This window comes from Nonomuraea sp. IBHARD001 (genome assembly GCF_056106265.1).
Window position 1 is genome coordinate 7,825,052 of record NZ_JBWBBW010000002.1, and the last position, 16,191, is coordinate 7,841,242.

Below are 16,191 nucleotides of genomic sequence, written 5' to 3' on the forward strand. Positions count from 1 at the left end.
CTACCCGCGTCTACTCGTCGTCATCGTCGTCCAAGCGGGCGAGCCAGGTGGCGAGGCGTTCGACGGGGGTCTCGAACTCGGGGTTCAGGTCGACGAACTCGCGCAGGCGTTCGGCCAGCCACATCACGCTGACCTCCTCCCCGCCCCTGCGTTCGACGAGTTCCTCGATGCCCCTGTCGGTGAAGTACATCTCCTGCTTCCTCGTCGTCGTCGGCGGCCGTCCGGGCTCAACTCTAGCGACGCACGCGACACCCCGAAGAATCCCAGCCGCAAAACGCGATACATCTTGAGTTTTCGTCATACGCGACATATCGTGTTCACTGTCGGACAAGATGAAGGGCTGGACCCATGCCTCAATGGATCATCGAGAGGCCCGAGCAGCTGACGTTCGGGGCGGTGCGCGAGCTGGACGTGCGGATCGTCGACGGACGCCTCGCCGTACTGGCCAGCGAAGGCCCCGCCACCCTCGAAGTGACCGAGGTCGACGGCACCGAGCTGATCGTCACCCTCGACGAGGAGGACGGCACGCTGACCGTCGCCTACAAGGATCTCACCTGGGACGGCCTGCTGGGCTGGCTCAAGCCGAGCAAGCGCAGAGCCGCACTGACGATCACCGTGCCCAAGGACTGCTCGGTCAACGCCGGTGTCGTCTCGGCCTCCGCCGTCGTGGCCGGGTTCGAGCACCGTACCCACGTCAAGAGCGTCTCGGGCGAGATCGTCCTGGACGGTGTGAGCGGCGACGTCCACGCCGAGACCGTGTCGGGACCGGTCGAGAGCCGGGCGATGACCGGCGACCTCAACTTCAAGAGCGTGTCGGGCGAGCTCACCGTCGCACACGGCACGCCGCGCCGGCTCAAGGCCAACACCGTGTCCGGCGCCATCACCGCCGACCTCCACCTCCCGCCGACCGCGCACGTCACCGTCCGCACGGTCTCGGGCGCGGTGCTCGTACGCCTGCCGGGCACGGCCGACACCGACGTCACGGCGCGCACGACGGCGGGCAGGCTGGCCAGCGGGTTCGACGAGCTGCGCCCGGTCAGCAAACCGGGCTCGCGGACACTGTCCGGCAGACTCGGCGGCGGCATGGCCTCGCTGAGCCTGACCTCGCTGTCGTCGGACATCACAGTGCTCAAGGGCGGGACAAGCGGCAGCAACGGCGACAAGGGAGCCACGATATGAGTCCGGTGTTCGGGCACGGGCGGCTTCGCCTGTACCTTCTCAAGCTCCTGGAGGAGAGCCCCCGCCACGGCTACGAGGTGATCAGGCTGCTGCAGGACAGGTTCCTCGGCGTCTACTCGCCCTCTCCCGGCACCATCTACCCGCGTCTGGCCCGGCTGGAGGAGGAGGGCCTGGTCACCCACGAGGTGATCGACGGCAAGAAGGTCTTCTCGCTCACCGACGAAGGCCGCGAGGAGCTCAACGGCAGGCTCGACGAGCTGGCCGACCTGGAGCAGGAGATCTCCGAGTCCGTCCGCGACATCGCCCGCGAGGTCAAGGAGGACGTGCGCGAGACGGTCAGGTCGCTGCGCGAGGAGCTGACCCAGATGGCCAGGGACGTCAAGCCGAGCGCCTCACGCGACGACTGGCGGCGCCTGCGCGAGCAGCAGAAGGCCGAGGTCCAGCGGATCAAGGACGAGCAGCGGCGCCAGTGGCAGGACAGCGCCAAGCGCTGGCAGGACCAGGGCGAGCGGATCACCCAGCAGTGGCGTGGCATCTGGGAGGAGATCTGGAGCGACCTCGGCGGCGCCTCGAAGGGCCAGGCCCAGTACGACGCCGAGCTCGGCGACATGCTCGCCGACTTCGTCGCGCAGATCAGGCAGGAGGCCTCGGCCGCCACCCTGACCCAGGAGATCGTCGAGGAGTGCCGCACCGCACTCGACGAGGCCGCCGCCCGGATACGCGACCACCTGCGATGATCGCCATGTACGGCTTCCGCCAGCCGCTGCTGCGGCTCCTGCCGCCCCAGCACGCCGACCCCCCGAAGAAGCCACAGGCCGACGACGACGACCACGCCGCCAAGCGCCCCGCGCTGCTTCCGGCCTGACGCCCTCCCCTACGCCAGGAAGACGACCTTCCCGAACAGCTCACCCGCCGCCATCGCCTCGAACCCGTCATGCGCCTCCCGCAGCGGCACGGTCCTGTCGATCACCGGTCGCACCCCGGTCTGTTCGAGGAACACCGCCAGCCTGGCCAGCTGGTCGCGCGTCCCCATCGTCGAGCCGATCACCGACAGCTGCAGGAAGAAGACACGGTTCAGATCGGCAGGCGGCACCGCGCCACTGGTCGCCCCGGACACGACGATCCGCCCGCCGGGACGCAGGGCCTTGAGCGAGTGGTCCCAGGTGGCCTGGCCGACGGTCTCCATCACGGCGTCGACGCGTTCGGGCAGCCGTGCGCCGGGCTCGAACACCAGGTCGGCGCCCAGGTCGAGCGCCTGCTGCCGCTTGGCCTCCGTACGGGAGGTGGCCCAGACGCGGAAGCCGCCCGCCCTGCCGAGTGCGATCAGCGCGGTGGCGACGCCGCCCCCGGCGCCCTGGACGAGCACGGTCGAGCCCGGCTGCAACCCGGCCTTGTCGAACAGCATGCGATAGGCGGTCAGCCAGGCGGTGGGCAGGCAGGCCGCCTCCTCGAACGACAGGGCGGCCGGCTTGGGCACCAGGTTGCGGCGTGGCACCGCGACCCGCTCGGCGAACGTGCCGTCGTGCTGCTCCGACAGCAGCGTGCGTCTCGGGTCGAGCGTCTCGTCCGGCCCGGAGCCGATCACCGCGTGCACGATGACCTCGTTGCCGTCCTCGTCGAGCCCGGCGGCGTCGCAGCCGAGCACGATGGGCAGCCGGTCCTGGCGGATGCCCACGCCCTTGAGCGTCCAGAGGTCGTGGTGGTTGAGCGCGGTCGCCCTGACGGTGACCGTCGTCCAGCCTTCGGGCGTCCGCGGCTCGGGCCGCTCGCCCAGGGTCAGTCCGTCGAGCGGTCGGTCGGCATCGGTGCGTGTGGCGGTAACGGCGAACATGGCCGCACCCTACGCCCCGCCCCCGCCTCACTTGTCGTCAGGCAGCATCCGTACCTCGACGCCGCGCATCACCGAGGCCACATAACGCTCACCGCCGGACGCCGCGACGTACACGCCGCCCGAGCACGTGCCCCGGCTGAAGCGCCCTCTGCCGCCGATGACCGACGGCATCCGGCTGAGCTGTTCGCACCGGGGGGTGGGCACCAGGGCGACCATCGGCCCAGCGCCGCCGCCGAACCACAGCTGCGGCCCCACCGGATCACCGGCGATCACCTCTCCGGGTTCGGCGAACCTGATCGGCCGATCGGCGCGCAGCACGAGGTACCCGTCGCGGGTCACCCGGCCGCTGATCGCCTCGGCCCACGCCATGCGCTGGTCGAAGGTCAGCCTGTCGCCCCGGTCGTGCAGCGCCAGCCGCCAGCTGCCGAACTCGAACAGCAGCACCTGCCCCGCCCCGCCCGGCCCCGGCTGACGCGGCCAGAGGGTGACGTTTCCGGTCATGCTGCGGATCGGCGCGCCGCCCTTGGAGATCTCGACCTCGCCCCCGTACGGCGCGACGAGCTGCCGGAAGCGCCGGAAGTCGCCGTCGAGCCAGCCGCCGACGAACGGCCTGATCCCCAGGCTGTTGAGCTGCGTCTCCGGCGGATAGCGCACCTCGGCCCGCCGCCCGTCCGGGAACGTCACCCTGATCACCTCGTCGTCCTCGACCGGCGTCGTCTCCGGATAGACGGCGTTGGGCGTCGTGGTGACGGTGACCAGCGAGGACAGCCCCGCCGTCGTGGGCGCGGGCACAGGTTCGGGCTCGGGCGTCCTGCTGTTCAGCAGCGAGATCACGGGTACGGCCAGCAACACGGCCAGCACCGCCACCCCGATCCACCGGCGGCGGCCAGAGGCTCCCGCCTCGATGACGTCAAAGCGATCGCCCACGACGGTCCTTGCTCGAAGTGACTTCGCCTCCAGTGTGGGACCGATGCGGTCCGATTTCGCGCGCACGCAGGTCACGAATTCAGCACACGGTGTCACCGAACCGCGACGTACGCCGGGATCGACCCGCCCCGGGGCCGGTGTTATTCCATGGGCATTTCCCGCGTCCCATGATTGAAGTGTCGCGTGTGACGCCGTGGAATGATGGGATCAGTGATATTCAATCCAGGCCTCTACCTGCGGGAATACCATTCTTGAATACATGCTGTATTGGCATATTAATAACGGAATGGAACCGGCCGAGACTTTTTCGCGTCGTTTCCTGGTCGGCGTACTCCGCGGCTGAGTAACGTTCCCCTCGTTTTCCTGGCCCACCGGGGCACAAGCACCCCGCTCTGGGCCGCCGAGAACTTGGAAGGAGCGCAACACAGTGATGTCCCGAGCACAGCGCCTCACGATCCCCCTCGCCGGCCTCCTCATGGTCGCCGGTGCGATCGGCGCCACCAGCGGCGCCGCGGGCGCCACCGCACCCAGCGACGTGGTGGCCCACACCACGAGCACCTCCGCACAGGCCGCGACCGAGTTCTGGAACCCGTCCCGCATGCGGGCGGCCCACGACATCAACGAGGACCTCGACGTCACCGCCAGGAGCGGCAAGGCCATCAAGGCCGTTCCCGACGGGCCCGCCGGATCGGTCCCCCCGATCGGCGAGGAGAAGGCCAAGCCCACGCAGAGCAAGCACGTCAACCTCCCCAACACCGTCGGAAGGGTGTTCTTCACCCTCCCGGGCGCCAACCCGAACGACGCGCGCAGCTGGAAGTACTGCTCCGCGTCCTCGGTGCAGGGCAAGTACCGCAACCTCGTGGCGACGTCGGCGCACTGCGTCTACGACGTGAAGAACAACACCTTCTACGACAACTGGGTCTTCATCCCGTCGTACTGGGACGGCAACCAGGCGTGGGAGGGCAAGGCGCCCTACGGCATCTACGCGGCCAAGACCTTCAACGCGCACGACGACTTCGTCGTCAAGGAGGACTACGACTTCGACTACGCCTTCGTCAACGTGCACTCCGGCGTGAAGGTGAAGTGGGAGAAGGTCGACGGGCAGTGGCGGCCGGTCGTCACCAATGTCGGCAGGCTCGGTGACAACGTCGGCGGCCAGGGCTTCACCTGGAACCGCAGCACCAAGGCGAAAGTCTTCTCCTTCGGCTACCCGGCAGGCTCGCACCCCGACGGCGACAAGCCCTACACCGGCCGCACGATGAAGTGGTGCTACGGCACGACGGCTCCCATGCCGCCGGCGCCGAAGTACAACCTGCAGGAGCACGTCGGCTTCAAGTGCGCCTTCACCGCCGGAGCCAGCGGCGGCCCGCTGCTCTACAACTACAAGAACGCCTCCCGCACCGGCTACCTGATCGGCGTCAACAGCGTCGCCTGGGACACCGACGGGAACGACCGTTACGACCACATCAGCACGCCGTACTTCAACAGCGACACCTACAAGGTGTACAAGGCCGCGGCCAACAAGTGGACCAAGTGACCCGCTGACGGACGCAGCACCGAGGCCCCGGCCGCACCGGCCGGGGCCTTCCCGCGGTCGGGCTCAGAAGTCGAAGACCGGTCCGGCCGCCACCAGCGCGGCGCACCTGTTGCCGAAGGTCTCCTCGTAGGAGATGAACCGATCGCCCCAGATCCCGGTCGCGCCGACCGTGACCGGGTCGTACTGCAGCGTGCAGTACATCCCCGCGACCGGCTCGATGCTGTCGGGCTCGCCGCCCACCCGGTCGAGCGCCGCGCAGGCCTGCTCGCTCCTGGGATGCGTGGAGCCGTGAGCCACCCCGCACACCAGCAGCGCGTGCCTGTCCCCCGAGGTCAGCACCATGACTTTCGTCTCCCCCTGGTACGGCTCGGCCCGATGCGGCGGGGCGGCCGCGGCCGTGCCTGACAGGATGGCTAGAACTCCGAGACCGGCGAGCAGGCGCATGACAGCACCCTCCCGCAGCCGATGACCTGCGACAACGACCGACACGGCAGGCGGGCGGCGGGGCTGCGGGAAGTTGTCGGTGCCGCCCCCTAGCATTGCCGCCTGGCCTTCTTCACGTCACCCTTACGGAGTGCCTGGTCAGATAACAATCCTGGAATGGCGCTCCCATAGAGTCGGACGATCTGGAAAAATCACCCCTTACGACTGCAGGAAGGCACACACATCATGTCCCCCCGGGCACGCAGGCTCACCACCGCACTCCTGTGCGGCCTGCTGATGCTGCCCTTGTTCGCGGGGACGCCGGCCCGGGCGGGCGTCGGCGAGGTCGTCACCACGCCGCTGGCCAAGACCGACGCCGAGATGAAGCGCGTCGCGGAGTATTGGAAGCCCGAGCGGCTCAAGAAGGCCGACAACTACAGCCCGGCCACGCCCAACTCCAGGAAGAGCCAGCCCACCTCCAGCGCCTCGCCCAGCGCGGGCGGCTCGGTGTCGCTGCCGCTGACCACCACCAGGCGCACCGCCGCCGCCAAGGACGTCGACCCGGTCGCCCCCGCGAAGGGCGGCCCCGGCCGTACTCATGGGAAGGTCTTCTTCCGCTTCGGCGACAAGGAGTTCTGGTGCTCGGCCACCGCGGTCGCGGGCAAGCACGGCAATGTCGTCTCCACCGCGGGCCACTGCGCCTACGACGTGCGCCAGATGAAGCCGGCCGAGTATTGGATCTTCGTACCCAATCCCAGCGCCACGGGTGACCCCGCCCCCGACGGCATCTATGTGGGCTCGACGCTCAACCTGCACCTCGACTGGGCGGCCAAGGGCGACTACGACTTCGACTACGCCTTCGTCTCGGTGCACAAGGGCTTCCGATGGGTGGCGCAGAAGGACGGCGGCCTGAGCATGGTCGAGACCGGCCGCCTGGTCGACGTCGTCGGCGGCCAGGGCCTTTCGGTCAGCCGTAAGACCGGCAACCAGATCATCGCCTTCGGCTACCCGGCAGGCTCCCAGCCCGACGGCACCCACCCGTTCGACGGCCGCACCCTGCGCTCCTGCTCCGGCACGACCAAGCGCACGATCAACCCCGCCTACCAGCTGGAGTACGGCGTACAGTTCCCCAACTGCGACTTCAGCTCGGGGGCGAGCGGCGGCCCCTGGCTGATCGACTACAGCCCGTCCAAGAGCCTCGGCTATCTCAACGGCGTCAACAGCCTGACCTGGAACCGCGATGCGCAGGGCCGCTTCGACGCGGTCTCCTCGCCCTACTTCCTCGGCTCCACCTACGACGTCTACGCCGCCGCGGCGGGCCAGGCCACTTCCTGAGCGTTGGCTGTGTGCCCGACACACCAGGCCTCGATTTTGTGGTCCAGATCACAGCAATCCAGGTAAACCTGGCGGGCCTCTCGCGCGAGTCTCTTGATCGTCAAGCCGCGATCAGCACAGACGTGCCCCCGGGCGGGTCGCCAGCTTGATCTCGAACAGATCACGAAGGTCCGCTTCGCCGTGTACCCAGGGCTTCGCGGCACCTGATGCGGTTCTCATGGCCGCGGCCGTTTCGGTAGGTTCCCAAGCTGTCCGCTTGCTGACATAAGAACGCAGAAGGCGTAACACGTCAGCGCAAGGAGCATGGAGTTACCTTGAAGCGCATCTTCCTCCCGGCCGGCGGCGCCGTGCTGGTCACCGGCCTGCTGGCCGCCGGTCTCACGGGCTCGGCCCAGGCCACGGCCGACGTCTCCTCCGACCCCCTGGCGACCAGCAACTCGCAGGTCTCCTCCGTCCTGTCGTTCTGGGCGAAGTCGAACTTCGCGGCTCTCAAGGCCGCGACCGCCTACTACTGGGACGACAAGGAAGTCAAGAAGCTCGTCTCCAAGGGCGGCTACTCGGCCGACTCCAGCCCCAAGCTGGTTCCGCCGATCTCGCCGAGCACCCCTTCGAGCAGCGGCCAGAACGTCAACCTGCCCAAGACCATCGGCAAGGTGTTCTTCCGCGTCGGCAACGAGGTCCGCTGGTGCTCGGCCACCTCGATCCAGTCCAACTACAAGAACCTGGTCGCCACCGCCGGCCACTGCGTCTACGACGTGGACGGCAACAGCGACGTCCTGGACAACTGGATCTTCGTCCCGGCCTACTACCAGGGCAAGTCGCCGTTCGGCATCTACGTCGGCAAGCAGGCGTTCACGCACTACGACTTCGACGTCTACGAGGACTACGACCGCGACTACGCGTTCGTCACCGTCTACAACGGCGTGAAGTTCGAGGTCAAGAACGTCAACGAGAAGGAGTACCGGGAGTTCTACGGTCCCAAGTGGCACTCCGGCGGCTACAAGATCCTCCTCGCCACCGACGCCGGTCGCCTCGGTGACGTCGTCGGCGGCCAGGGCGTGGCGTTCAACCAGCCCACCGGCAAGTTCGTGCGCACGTTCGGCTACCCGGCCGCGCCGCACCCCGACGGCAACAAGCCCTACAGCGGCGTGACGCCGAAGTGGTGCTACGGCAAGACCTCGGCCAAGGTCGTCGGCTCGCCCGCCAAGAAGATCGAGGAGCACGTCGCGCTGAAGTGCCCGGTGACCCCCGGCTACGACGGCGGCCCGTGGCTGCTGAACTACAGCAACGCCAAGCGCCTCGGCTACGTCAACGGCGTGACGAGCACGTTCGCCGACCAGGACGGCAACGACCGCGTGGACTACATCTCCTCGCCGTACTTCGACGGTGAGACCGCCTCGGTCTACAACGCCGCGAAGAACGTCGCCTCCGGCCGCATCGTCGGCCCGAAGGGCGAGCTGCTCAAGTAGTCGCCCGCAGGACGAATCAAGGGGCTCGGCGATCCGCCGGGCCCCTTCTTTCATGCCTGAACGATCTACCAAGAAGCAAATTAGACGTAGCGGATCCTGATTCGGTGCCATCCGATGAATGTGATCTGCGTCACTGATCGCCGATTACAGGGCGCGACCCGCCCTTCACGACCCTCCGGCGGCCCGCGCGACAACCCCCGCCCTTGCAGGGGAAACGGAGCCTTCCGATTACCGCCCGCATTTATCTCTGACTGATAACAGAAAGGTCACGCGACTCGGGGCTTCCTGGGAGGTAGCTGGCAAGGCTTCTACCTGCGGAGATCACAAGGGTATGTTCCTTGCTATCCCTTTACTGACGCATGGGGCGCATGATGCGACCCACGACAGAGCAAGGAGCTACACCCTTGAAGCGCATCCTCCTCCCCGCCGGTGGCGCTGTCCTCGCCACCGGTCTTCTCGCCGCCGGACTCGCCGGAGCTGCCCAGGCCAGCAGCGACGTCGCGACCGACCCGCTGGCGAAGAACACCGCCCAGGCTCAGTCCGTCGCCCAGTTCTGGACCGCCGCGAACGGCGCCGCCCTCAAGGCCGCCACGCAGGTCGACTACTGGGACAACAAGGACGTCGCCAAGCTGCAGAGCAAGGGCGGCTACACCCCCGACGGCAAGCCGTCCCTCGTCGCCCCCATCGGCGCCGAGAAGAAAACGACGAGCGTCGTCAAGAACGTCAACCTGCCCAAGACCATCGGCAAGGTGTTCTTCGAGAACGCCAAGGGCGAGAAGAAGTGGTGCTCGGCCACTTCCATCCAGTCCAACTACAAGAACCTGGTCGCCACCGCCGGTCACTGTGTCTACGACACCGCCAGCAACGCGGCCACGCTCGACAAGTGGGTCTTCGTCCCCGGCTACTACCAGGGCAAGGCGCCGTACGGCATCTACGTCGGCAAGCAGGCGTTCACGCACTACGACTTCGACGTCTACGAGGACTACGACCGCGACTACGCGTTCGTGACGGTCTACAACGGCATCAAGCCGGCCGCCTCCAAGGTCGTCAAGAAGGAAGAGTTCGACAAGTTCGTCGGCCCGAAGTCCATCAAGACGCTGAACATCACGGCCGCGGAGTACGAGAAGTGCAAGGGCCCGGCCAACGCGCCCGAGACCTCCGACTGCTACTCCAAGACCACCAAGACCGACGAGGTGGGCAGCCCGGCCTCCAAGGAGACCGTGCTCACCGGCCTTGAGGTCGACCGGGCCAAGTACCTCGCCTCCCCCGAGGCCAAGGTCGACGCCGCTCCCAGCCGCCCGGACTTCCAGCCTGCGAACTACACGCAGAAGGAGAAGCGTCAGGACACCTTCGCCACCAAGGCGGAGTACGACGCCTACACCGGTCCCGGCTTCAAGTTCGTCGACGCCGGCGGCAACTACATCGTCGAGAAGTACTTCCTCAACGTGTGGGTGAAGAAGGACGTCACCACGATCACCTACCACCGCGACGAGTACACGATCGAGCTGTCCTCGGACGCCGGTCGTCTCGGTGACGCCGTCGGCGGCCAGGGCTTCGCCTGGAACCAGAAGACGGGCCTGCCGGTCTTCACCTTCGGCTACCCGGCGGCGCCGCACCCCGACGGCCACAAGAACTACACCGGCGTCACGCCGAAGTGGTGCTACGGCAAGACCACGGCCAAGACGGTCGGCTCGGCCGCCAAGAAGATCGAGGAGCACATCGCGCTCAAGTGCGCGATGACCGAGGGCGCCAACGGCGCTCCGTGGCTCATCAAGTACAGCAACGCCAAGCGTCTCGGCTACGTGAACGGTGTCACCAGCACCTTCAACGACCAGGACGGCAACAACCGCGTGGACTACCTGTCCTCCCCGTACTTCGACGGTGAGACCGCCGCGGTCTACAACGCCGCCAGGAACGTGTGGTCGGGCAAGATCGTCGACGCTTCCGGCAACCTGTACAAGTAACACCGCCGCACCGGGTCACGACTGACTGTTGGGACTCGCGCGACACCTGAGGGGCCTGGCTACCGCCGGGCCCCTCAGTCATGTGCGGGGCCCTTGGACGCAGCGGAGCGCCATACGGTGCCATTTGCGGGATGTGATCTGCATCACATGAGGACGGATGGAACCTTCCAGACCGACTCTCGGACCACCCCAGTCACACTAACAACATCCTTATGTTGATCTGGGCAAACACACTTTCCCCAGCGTCCGGGGCGTACGCCCCGAGAAGCCCTCTAAACATCACGAAAAAGTCACGCCGCTTCAGGGTCATCTTTTCCCCCCAAACCAGCTTCCAGTTTTCAAGATCAAGACTGTATGTTCCTCGCATCCCTTTACTGACGAATGGGGCGCAAGAGGCGCCTCACGACAGCGCAAGGAGTTACCTTGAAGCGCATCCTCCTCTCCGCCGGTGGCGCCGTTCTGGCCACCGGTCTCCTGGCTGCCGGCCTGGCCGGTTCTGCTCAGGCCGCTGGCGACGTCGCCTCGGACCCCATGGCCAAGAACACCGCTGAGGCCGAGTCGGTCGCGCAGTTCTGGACCAAGTCGAACGCCGCTGCCCTCAAGGCCGCGACCGCGTACTACTGGGACTCCAAGGACGTCAAGAAGCTCGTCTCCAAGGGCGGCTACTCGGCCGACGCCAAGCCCTCCTTCGTCGCGCCCATCGGCGAGGAGAAGAAGGCCGCGACCAAGGCCCCCACGAACATCAACCTGCCGAAGTCCATCGGCAAGGTCTTCTTCGTGGACGCCAAGGGCGACTACAAGTGGTGCTCCGCGACCTCGATCCAGGGTAACTACAAGAACCTGGTCGCGACCGCCGGTCACTGTGTCTACGACATCGACGGCAACAAGGACGTCCTCGACAAGTGGGCCTTCGTCCCCGGTTACTACCAGGGCAAGACCCCGTGGGGCATCTACGTCGGCAAGCAGGCGTTCACGCACTACGACTTCGACGTCTACGAGGACTTCGACCGCGACTACGCGTTCGTCACCGTTTACAACGGCATCCACTACGGCGGCGAGAAGGTTGTCACCGCCGACGAGTACGACAAGTGGGTTGGTCCGAAGTACGTCAAGACCATCTCGCTGACCGAGGCCGAGTACAACGTGTGCCGCGGCCCGCTCAACGCCCCCGAGACGCCCAACTGCTACTCGAACGTTGAGAAGGTCGTCGAGGTCGGCAGCCCGGCTCACCCCGACACCGTCCTCCGGACGACCGAGGTCGACCGCGCCAAGTACCTCGCGGCGCCCGACGCCACCGACGCTGCCCCCAACTACCCGGGTGTGCAGCCGGCGAACTACAGCAAGGCCTGGAAGTGGCAGAAGGTCTTCGCGACGAAGTCCGACTACGACGCCTACTCCGGCCCGGGCTTCAAGTTCGTCGACGCCGGTGGCAACTACCGCGTTGAGGTCTACCGCCTCTGGGTGTGGGTCAAGAAGACGCACGTCAAGACCTACCACCGTGACGTCTTCACCATCGAGCTGTCCAAGGACGCTGGTCGCCTCGGTGACAACGTCGGCGGCCAGGGTGTGGCCTTCAACCAGCCCACCGGCAAGTACGTCCGCACGTTCGGCTACCCCTCCGCTCCCCACCCGGACGGAAGCAAGCCCTACTCCGGCGTCACGCCCAAGTGGTGCTACGGCAAGACCTCGGCCAAGACGGTCGGCTCGGCTGCCAAGAAGATCGAAGAGCACATCGCCCTGAAGTGCCCCGTGACCTCCGGTTACGACGGTGGCCCGTGGCTGCTCAAGTACAGCAACGCCAAGCGTCTCGGCTACGTGAACGGTGTCACCAGCACCTTCAACGACCAGGACGGCAACGACCGCGTCGACTACATCTCCTCGCCGTACTTCGACGGTGAGACCGCGGCCGTCTACAACGCCGCGAAGAACCTGTGGTCCGGCAAGATCGTCGGCCCGAACGGCGAGCTGTACAAGTAAGACCCCCTTGAACTGAGGGTCCAAACCTCACCTTCAAGAAACCGAAGGGCCTGGCCTCTGCCAGGCCCTTCGGCCGTTCCAGGCCCGGCCGTCCATCGGTCGGGCCTTTCGGTTTTGGCGCGTTCTAAAGGCATCCTTCGACGCACGAGGCCGTCGGACGGTGCCATGAATCTTATGTGATCTGCGTCACACGTAAGTGAACAGGGACTGTCTTGCCCGACTCTCGGGCCACCTGCCCCACATGCACACCATGTATTTGTTGATCAGCACAAATACGGTTTGAGACCCCTCCGGGCGACTTCCGCCGCACAGCACTCCCAAACATCACGAAAGCATCACGGCGCTTGAGGCGGCTTCTTTCGCGTCAAAGCGGGTTCCAGTACTCAAGATCAAGACTGTATGTTTCCTGACATCCCTTTACTGACGGTTGTGGCGCAAGAGGCGCCGCACGACAGCGCAAGGAGTCACCTTGAAGCGCATCCTCCTCCCCGCCAGCGGCGTCATTCTGGCCACTGGCCTGCTGGCTGCCGGTCTCGCCGGTTCGGCTCAGGCCGCCGGCGACGTCGCCACCGACCCGCTCGCCAAGAACACCGCCGAGGCCGAGTCGGTCGCGCAGTTCTGGACCAAGTCGAACGCCGCCGCCCTCAAGGCCGCCACGGCGTACTACTGGGACGCCAAGGACGTCAAGAAGCTCGTCTCCAAGGGCGGGTATAGCGCCGACGCCAAACCCTCCTTCGTCGCCCCCATCGGCGAGGAGAAGAAGGCCGCGACCAAGGCTCCCGCGAACATCAACCTGCCGAAGTCCATCGGCAAGGTCTTCTTCGTGGACGCCAAGGGCGACTACAAGTGGTGCTCGGCGACCTCGATCCAGGGCGCTTACAAGAACCTGGTCGCGACCGCCGGTCACTGTGTCTACGACATCGACGGCAACAAGGACGTCCTCGACAAGTGGGCCTTCGTCCCCGGTTACTACCAGGGCAAGACCCCGTGGGGCATCTACGTCGGCAAGCAGGCGTTCACGCACTACGACTTCGACGTCTACGAGGACTTCGACCGCGACTACGCGTTCGTCACCGTTTACAACGGCATCCACTACGGCGGCGAGAAGGCGGTCTCCAAGGCCGACTTCGACAAGTGGGTCGGTCCGAAGTACGTCAAGACCGTGAACATCACGGCCGCCGAGTACGAGAAGTGCAAGGGCCCGGTCAACGCGCCCGAGACCTCTGACTGCTACTCGAAGCCCGTCAAGACCACCGACGTCGCCAGCCCGGACGCCAAGGGCACCGTGCTGACCGAGCTCGAGGTCGACCGGGCCAAGTACATCGCCTCCCCCGAGGCGAAGGGTGACGCCGCTCCCTCCAAGGAAGGCGTGCAGCCCGCGAACTACACCCAGAAGGAGAAGCGTCAGTACACCTTCGCCACCAAGGCGGAGTACGACGCTTACACCGGTCCGGGCTTCAAGTTCGTGGACGCCGGTGGCAACTACATCGTCGAGAAGTACTTCCTCAACCTCTGGGTGAAGGACTCCGAGACGATCTCCTACCACCGTGACCTGTACCTGATCGAGCTGTCCAAGGACGCTGGTCGCCTCGGTGACAACGTCGGCGGCCAGGGTGTGGCCTTCAACCAGCCCACCGGCAAGTACGTCCGCACGTTCGGCTACCCCTCCGCTCCCCACCCGGACGGAAGCAAGCCCTACTCCGGCGTCACGCCCAAGTGGTGCTACGGCAAGACCTCGGCCAAGACGGTCGGCTCGGCCGCCAAGAAGATCGAAGAGCACATCGCCCTGAAGTGCCCCGTGACCTCCGGTTACGACGGTGGCCCGTGGCTGCTCAAGTACAGCAACGCCAAGCGTCTCGGCTACGTGAACGGTGTCACCAGCACCTTCAACGACCAGGACGGCAACGACCGCGTCGACTACATCTCCTCGCCGTACTTCGACGGTGAGACCGCGGCCGTCTACAACGCCGCGAAGAACCTGTGGTCCGGCAAGATCGTCGGCCCGAACGGCGAGCTGTACAAGTAAGACCCCCTTGAACTGAGGGTCCAAACCTCACCTTCAAGAAACCGAAGGGCCTGGCCTCTGCCAGGCCCTTCGGCCGTTCTCCGGGACTTCCCCGCGCCCTACACCTCCGACAGCTCCCTGGTGCGCTCACGCAGCGCCAGGACGGCGGGCTCGCCCGCATACGGCTCGAAGCGCAGGCGCAGGTCGCTCGCGTAGGAGCGACTGCGGACCGACTGCAGATCGGCCGCCAGGGCCAGGGCGGCCTCCGCAGTCGTGCACGCCTCCTCGACCTCGCCCGTCTGCAGCAGCCCGGCCGCCAGCAGCGAGAGGTTGAACATCCGCCCGCGCACGAACCTGCCGTCCATCTGCAGCGACCTGCGTGCCTGGGTCACCGCCCTGGCCCCGTCGCCCAGGTCCCGGTAGCAGTGCGCGAACTTGGCCGCGAGGTAGGCCTCGTCGAAGTAGCCGAGCCAGGCGGGCTCGTCGTCCACCTTGCGCCTGGCGAAGGCGCTCTCCGCCGCGCCGATCGCCCCCGCGCACGCCTCGGCGTCCCCCAGGCCCGCATGGGCGTGCCCCTCCAGGACGTGGCACGAGGCGAGCAGGGTGAAGACGCCCGAGCGGCGGGCCGACAGCTGCGCGGCGCGGGCCAGGTCGAGGGCGTGGGCCGGCTGGCCCATGTAGATGGCCTGGTGGCTCATCCCGGCGAGGATCTCGCCGCCGAGCGCGTGGTCGCCCGCGCCTCTGGCCAGGCGCAGCGCCTGGATGAGGTAGCGCTGGGCCAGGCCGTGCTGTTCGAGGTCGTAGGCCATCCATCCGGCCAGGCGGGTCAGCTCGGCCGCGGCCGAGGCGAGCTCCCTGCCCGCGGCCTCGCCGTAGGAGCCGTCGCGCAGCAGCGGGGTGACCGCGGTGTCGAGGTACTTCACGACGGCCGAGCGCACCCGCCCGCCGCCGAACCTGTTGTCGAGCTCGCCGAACGAGCGGGTGACCTCGTGGATGGCGGCGATGTCGGCCATGCCGACCCTGCGTCCGCCGCTGCCCGTCGGGCGCCCCTCGGGGGGCAGGGTGAGCCAGCGCACGGCCCCCGCCGACCCTGCTCCGATCGCGAATGTCGAGTCGATGAGGAACCTGCGCCTCTCCACGTCCGCACGCCACAGCGCTGTCACTGTCGCGACCCCCTCCTGCCAGGTGTGATTGAACTCCTGTCCAAGGTGGAGGGGTGTGGTGACGGTGGGCATGCCGAAGTCCTCGGCACTGACGGGCCGGCCGAGACGCAGCGAGAAGATCTCGCTGAGCAGGCCGGGTACGGGATCCCTCGGCCGCTGACCACCGATCCAGCGCAGGACGGAACTGTGGTCGTACTTCAGGCCTGATGCGCCTCTGGCGGAGCCGAGGTCGTTGAGTCGCCTGGCCAGTCCCTTGTGGGAGAAGCCCGCCTGGCGGATGAGCTCCAGCAGTAATCGATTCGGCTCGCGTTCCATCGCTCTCCTATCGGCAGGAGTCCGCGGGGAGACGCAGCCCCCGACAAAGTCACGGAGAGCTCTTGT

Annotated in this window: 14 protein-coding genes; 9 read left to right on the forward strand and 5 right to left on the reverse strand. The window is 66.8% G+C overall.

Annotated features, from left to right (window positions below):
• Positions 1–10: 10 nt before the first annotated feature.
• Complete coding sequence (locus ACTWNK_RS37140; protein WP_474309590.1) at positions 11–190, reverse strand: DUF6104 family protein; 180 nt, start codon at positions 188–190, stop codon at positions 11–13.
• Between the two features lie 158 nt (positions 191–348).
• On the opposite strand from ACTWNK_RS37140, the gene ACTWNK_RS37145 reads away from it, so the two are divergent.
• From ACTWNK_RS37145 to ACTWNK_RS37155, 3 genes are read left to right on the forward strand one after another with little or no spacing between them, the layout of a single operon-like run.
• Positions 349–1,179 carry a DUF4097 family beta strand repeat-containing protein gene (locus ACTWNK_RS37145; RefSeq protein WP_474309591.1) on the forward strand — a complete coding sequence of 277 codons (831 nt, stop codon included), beginning with the start codon at positions 349–351 and terminating at the stop codon, positions 1,177–1,179.
• Positions 1,176–1,916 (forward strand): PadR family transcriptional regulator, encoded by a 741-nt coding sequence (locus tag ACTWNK_RS37150; RefSeq protein WP_474309592.1) that lies wholly within the window; start codon positions 1,176–1,178, stop codon positions 1,914–1,916. Before ACTWNK_RS37145 ends, ACTWNK_RS37150 begins: the two co-directional genes overlap by 4 nt.
• Positions 1,913–2,044, forward strand: a complete 132-nt coding sequence (locus ACTWNK_RS37155) for a hypothetical protein (RefSeq protein WP_474309593.1) — start codon at positions 1,913–1,915, stop codon at positions 2,042–2,044. Before ACTWNK_RS37150 ends, ACTWNK_RS37155 begins: the two co-directional genes overlap by 4 nt.
• A 9-nt stretch (positions 2,045–2,053) precedes the next feature.
• On the opposite strand, the gene ACTWNK_RS37160 is transcribed toward ACTWNK_RS37155, so the two are convergent.
• Positions 2,054–3,010, reverse strand: coding sequence for a zinc-binding dehydrogenase (locus ACTWNK_RS37160; RefSeq protein WP_474309594.1), 957 nt, complete (start codon positions 3,008–3,010; stop codon positions 2,054–2,056).
• 27 nt (positions 3,011–3,037) lie between these two features.
• Positions 3,038–3,937 (reverse strand): hypothetical protein, encoded by a 900-nt coding sequence (locus tag ACTWNK_RS37165; RefSeq protein WP_474309595.1) that lies wholly within the window; start codon positions 3,935–3,937, stop codon positions 3,038–3,040.
• Between the two features lie 430 nt (positions 3,938–4,367).
• Here ACTWNK_RS37165 and ACTWNK_RS37170 point away from each other — a divergent pair, with 430 nt between their 5' ends.
• The gene (locus tag ACTWNK_RS37170; protein WP_474309596.1) at positions 4,368–5,474 is read left to right on the forward strand and encodes a trypsin-like serine peptidase; all 1,107 of its coding nucleotides are present in this window, start codon (positions 4,368–4,370) and stop codon (positions 5,472–5,474) included.
• 63 nt (positions 5,475–5,537) lie between these two features.
• Here the strand turns inward: ACTWNK_RS37170 and ACTWNK_RS37175 are convergent, their stop codons facing one another.
• Positions 5,538–5,918, reverse strand: coding sequence for an SSI family serine proteinase inhibitor (locus ACTWNK_RS37175; protein WP_474309597.1), 381 nt, complete (start codon positions 5,916–5,918; stop codon positions 5,538–5,540).
• 225 nt (positions 5,919–6,143) lie between these two features.
• Here ACTWNK_RS37175 and ACTWNK_RS37180 point away from each other — a divergent pair, with 225 nt between their 5' ends.
• The 5 genes from ACTWNK_RS37180 (at position 6,144) to ACTWNK_RS37200 (ending at position 14,668) form a co-directional block, all read left to right on the forward strand.
• On the forward strand, positions 6,144–7,232 hold the full coding sequence (locus ACTWNK_RS37180; protein ID WP_474309598.1) for a trypsin-like serine peptidase: 1,089 nt from the start codon (positions 6,144–6,146) through the stop codon (positions 7,230–7,232).
• 314 nt (positions 7,233–7,546) lie between these two features.
• Complete coding sequence (locus ACTWNK_RS37185) at positions 7,547–8,701, forward strand: trypsin-like serine peptidase (RefSeq protein ID WP_474309599.1); 1,155 nt, start codon at positions 7,547–7,549, stop codon at positions 8,699–8,701.
• 404 nt (positions 8,702–9,105) lie between these two features.
• Complete coding sequence (locus tag ACTWNK_RS37190; RefSeq protein ID WP_474309600.1) at positions 9,106–10,665, forward strand: trypsin-like serine peptidase; 1,560 nt, start codon at positions 9,106–9,108, stop codon at positions 10,663–10,665.
• 423 nt (positions 10,666–11,088) lie between these two features.
• Positions 11,089–12,642 carry a trypsin-like serine peptidase gene (locus ACTWNK_RS37195; RefSeq protein WP_474309601.1) on the forward strand — a complete coding sequence of 518 codons (1,554 nt, stop codon included), beginning with the start codon at positions 11,089–11,091 and terminating at the stop codon, positions 12,640–12,642.
• Positions 12,643–13,111: 469 nt separating this feature from the next.
• Complete coding sequence (locus ACTWNK_RS37200; RefSeq protein ID WP_474309602.1) at positions 13,112–14,668, forward strand: trypsin-like serine peptidase; 1,557 nt, start codon at positions 13,112–13,114, stop codon at positions 14,666–14,668.
• Between the two features lie 98 nt (positions 14,669–14,766).
• Here the strand turns inward: ACTWNK_RS37200 and ACTWNK_RS37205 are convergent, their stop codons facing one another.
• Positions 14,767–16,125 carry a hypothetical protein gene (locus tag ACTWNK_RS37205; RefSeq protein ID WP_474309603.1) on the reverse strand — a complete coding sequence of 453 codons (1,359 nt, stop codon included), beginning with the start codon at positions 16,123–16,125 and terminating at the stop codon, positions 14,767–14,769.
• Positions 16,126–16,191 lie beyond the last annotated feature (66 nt).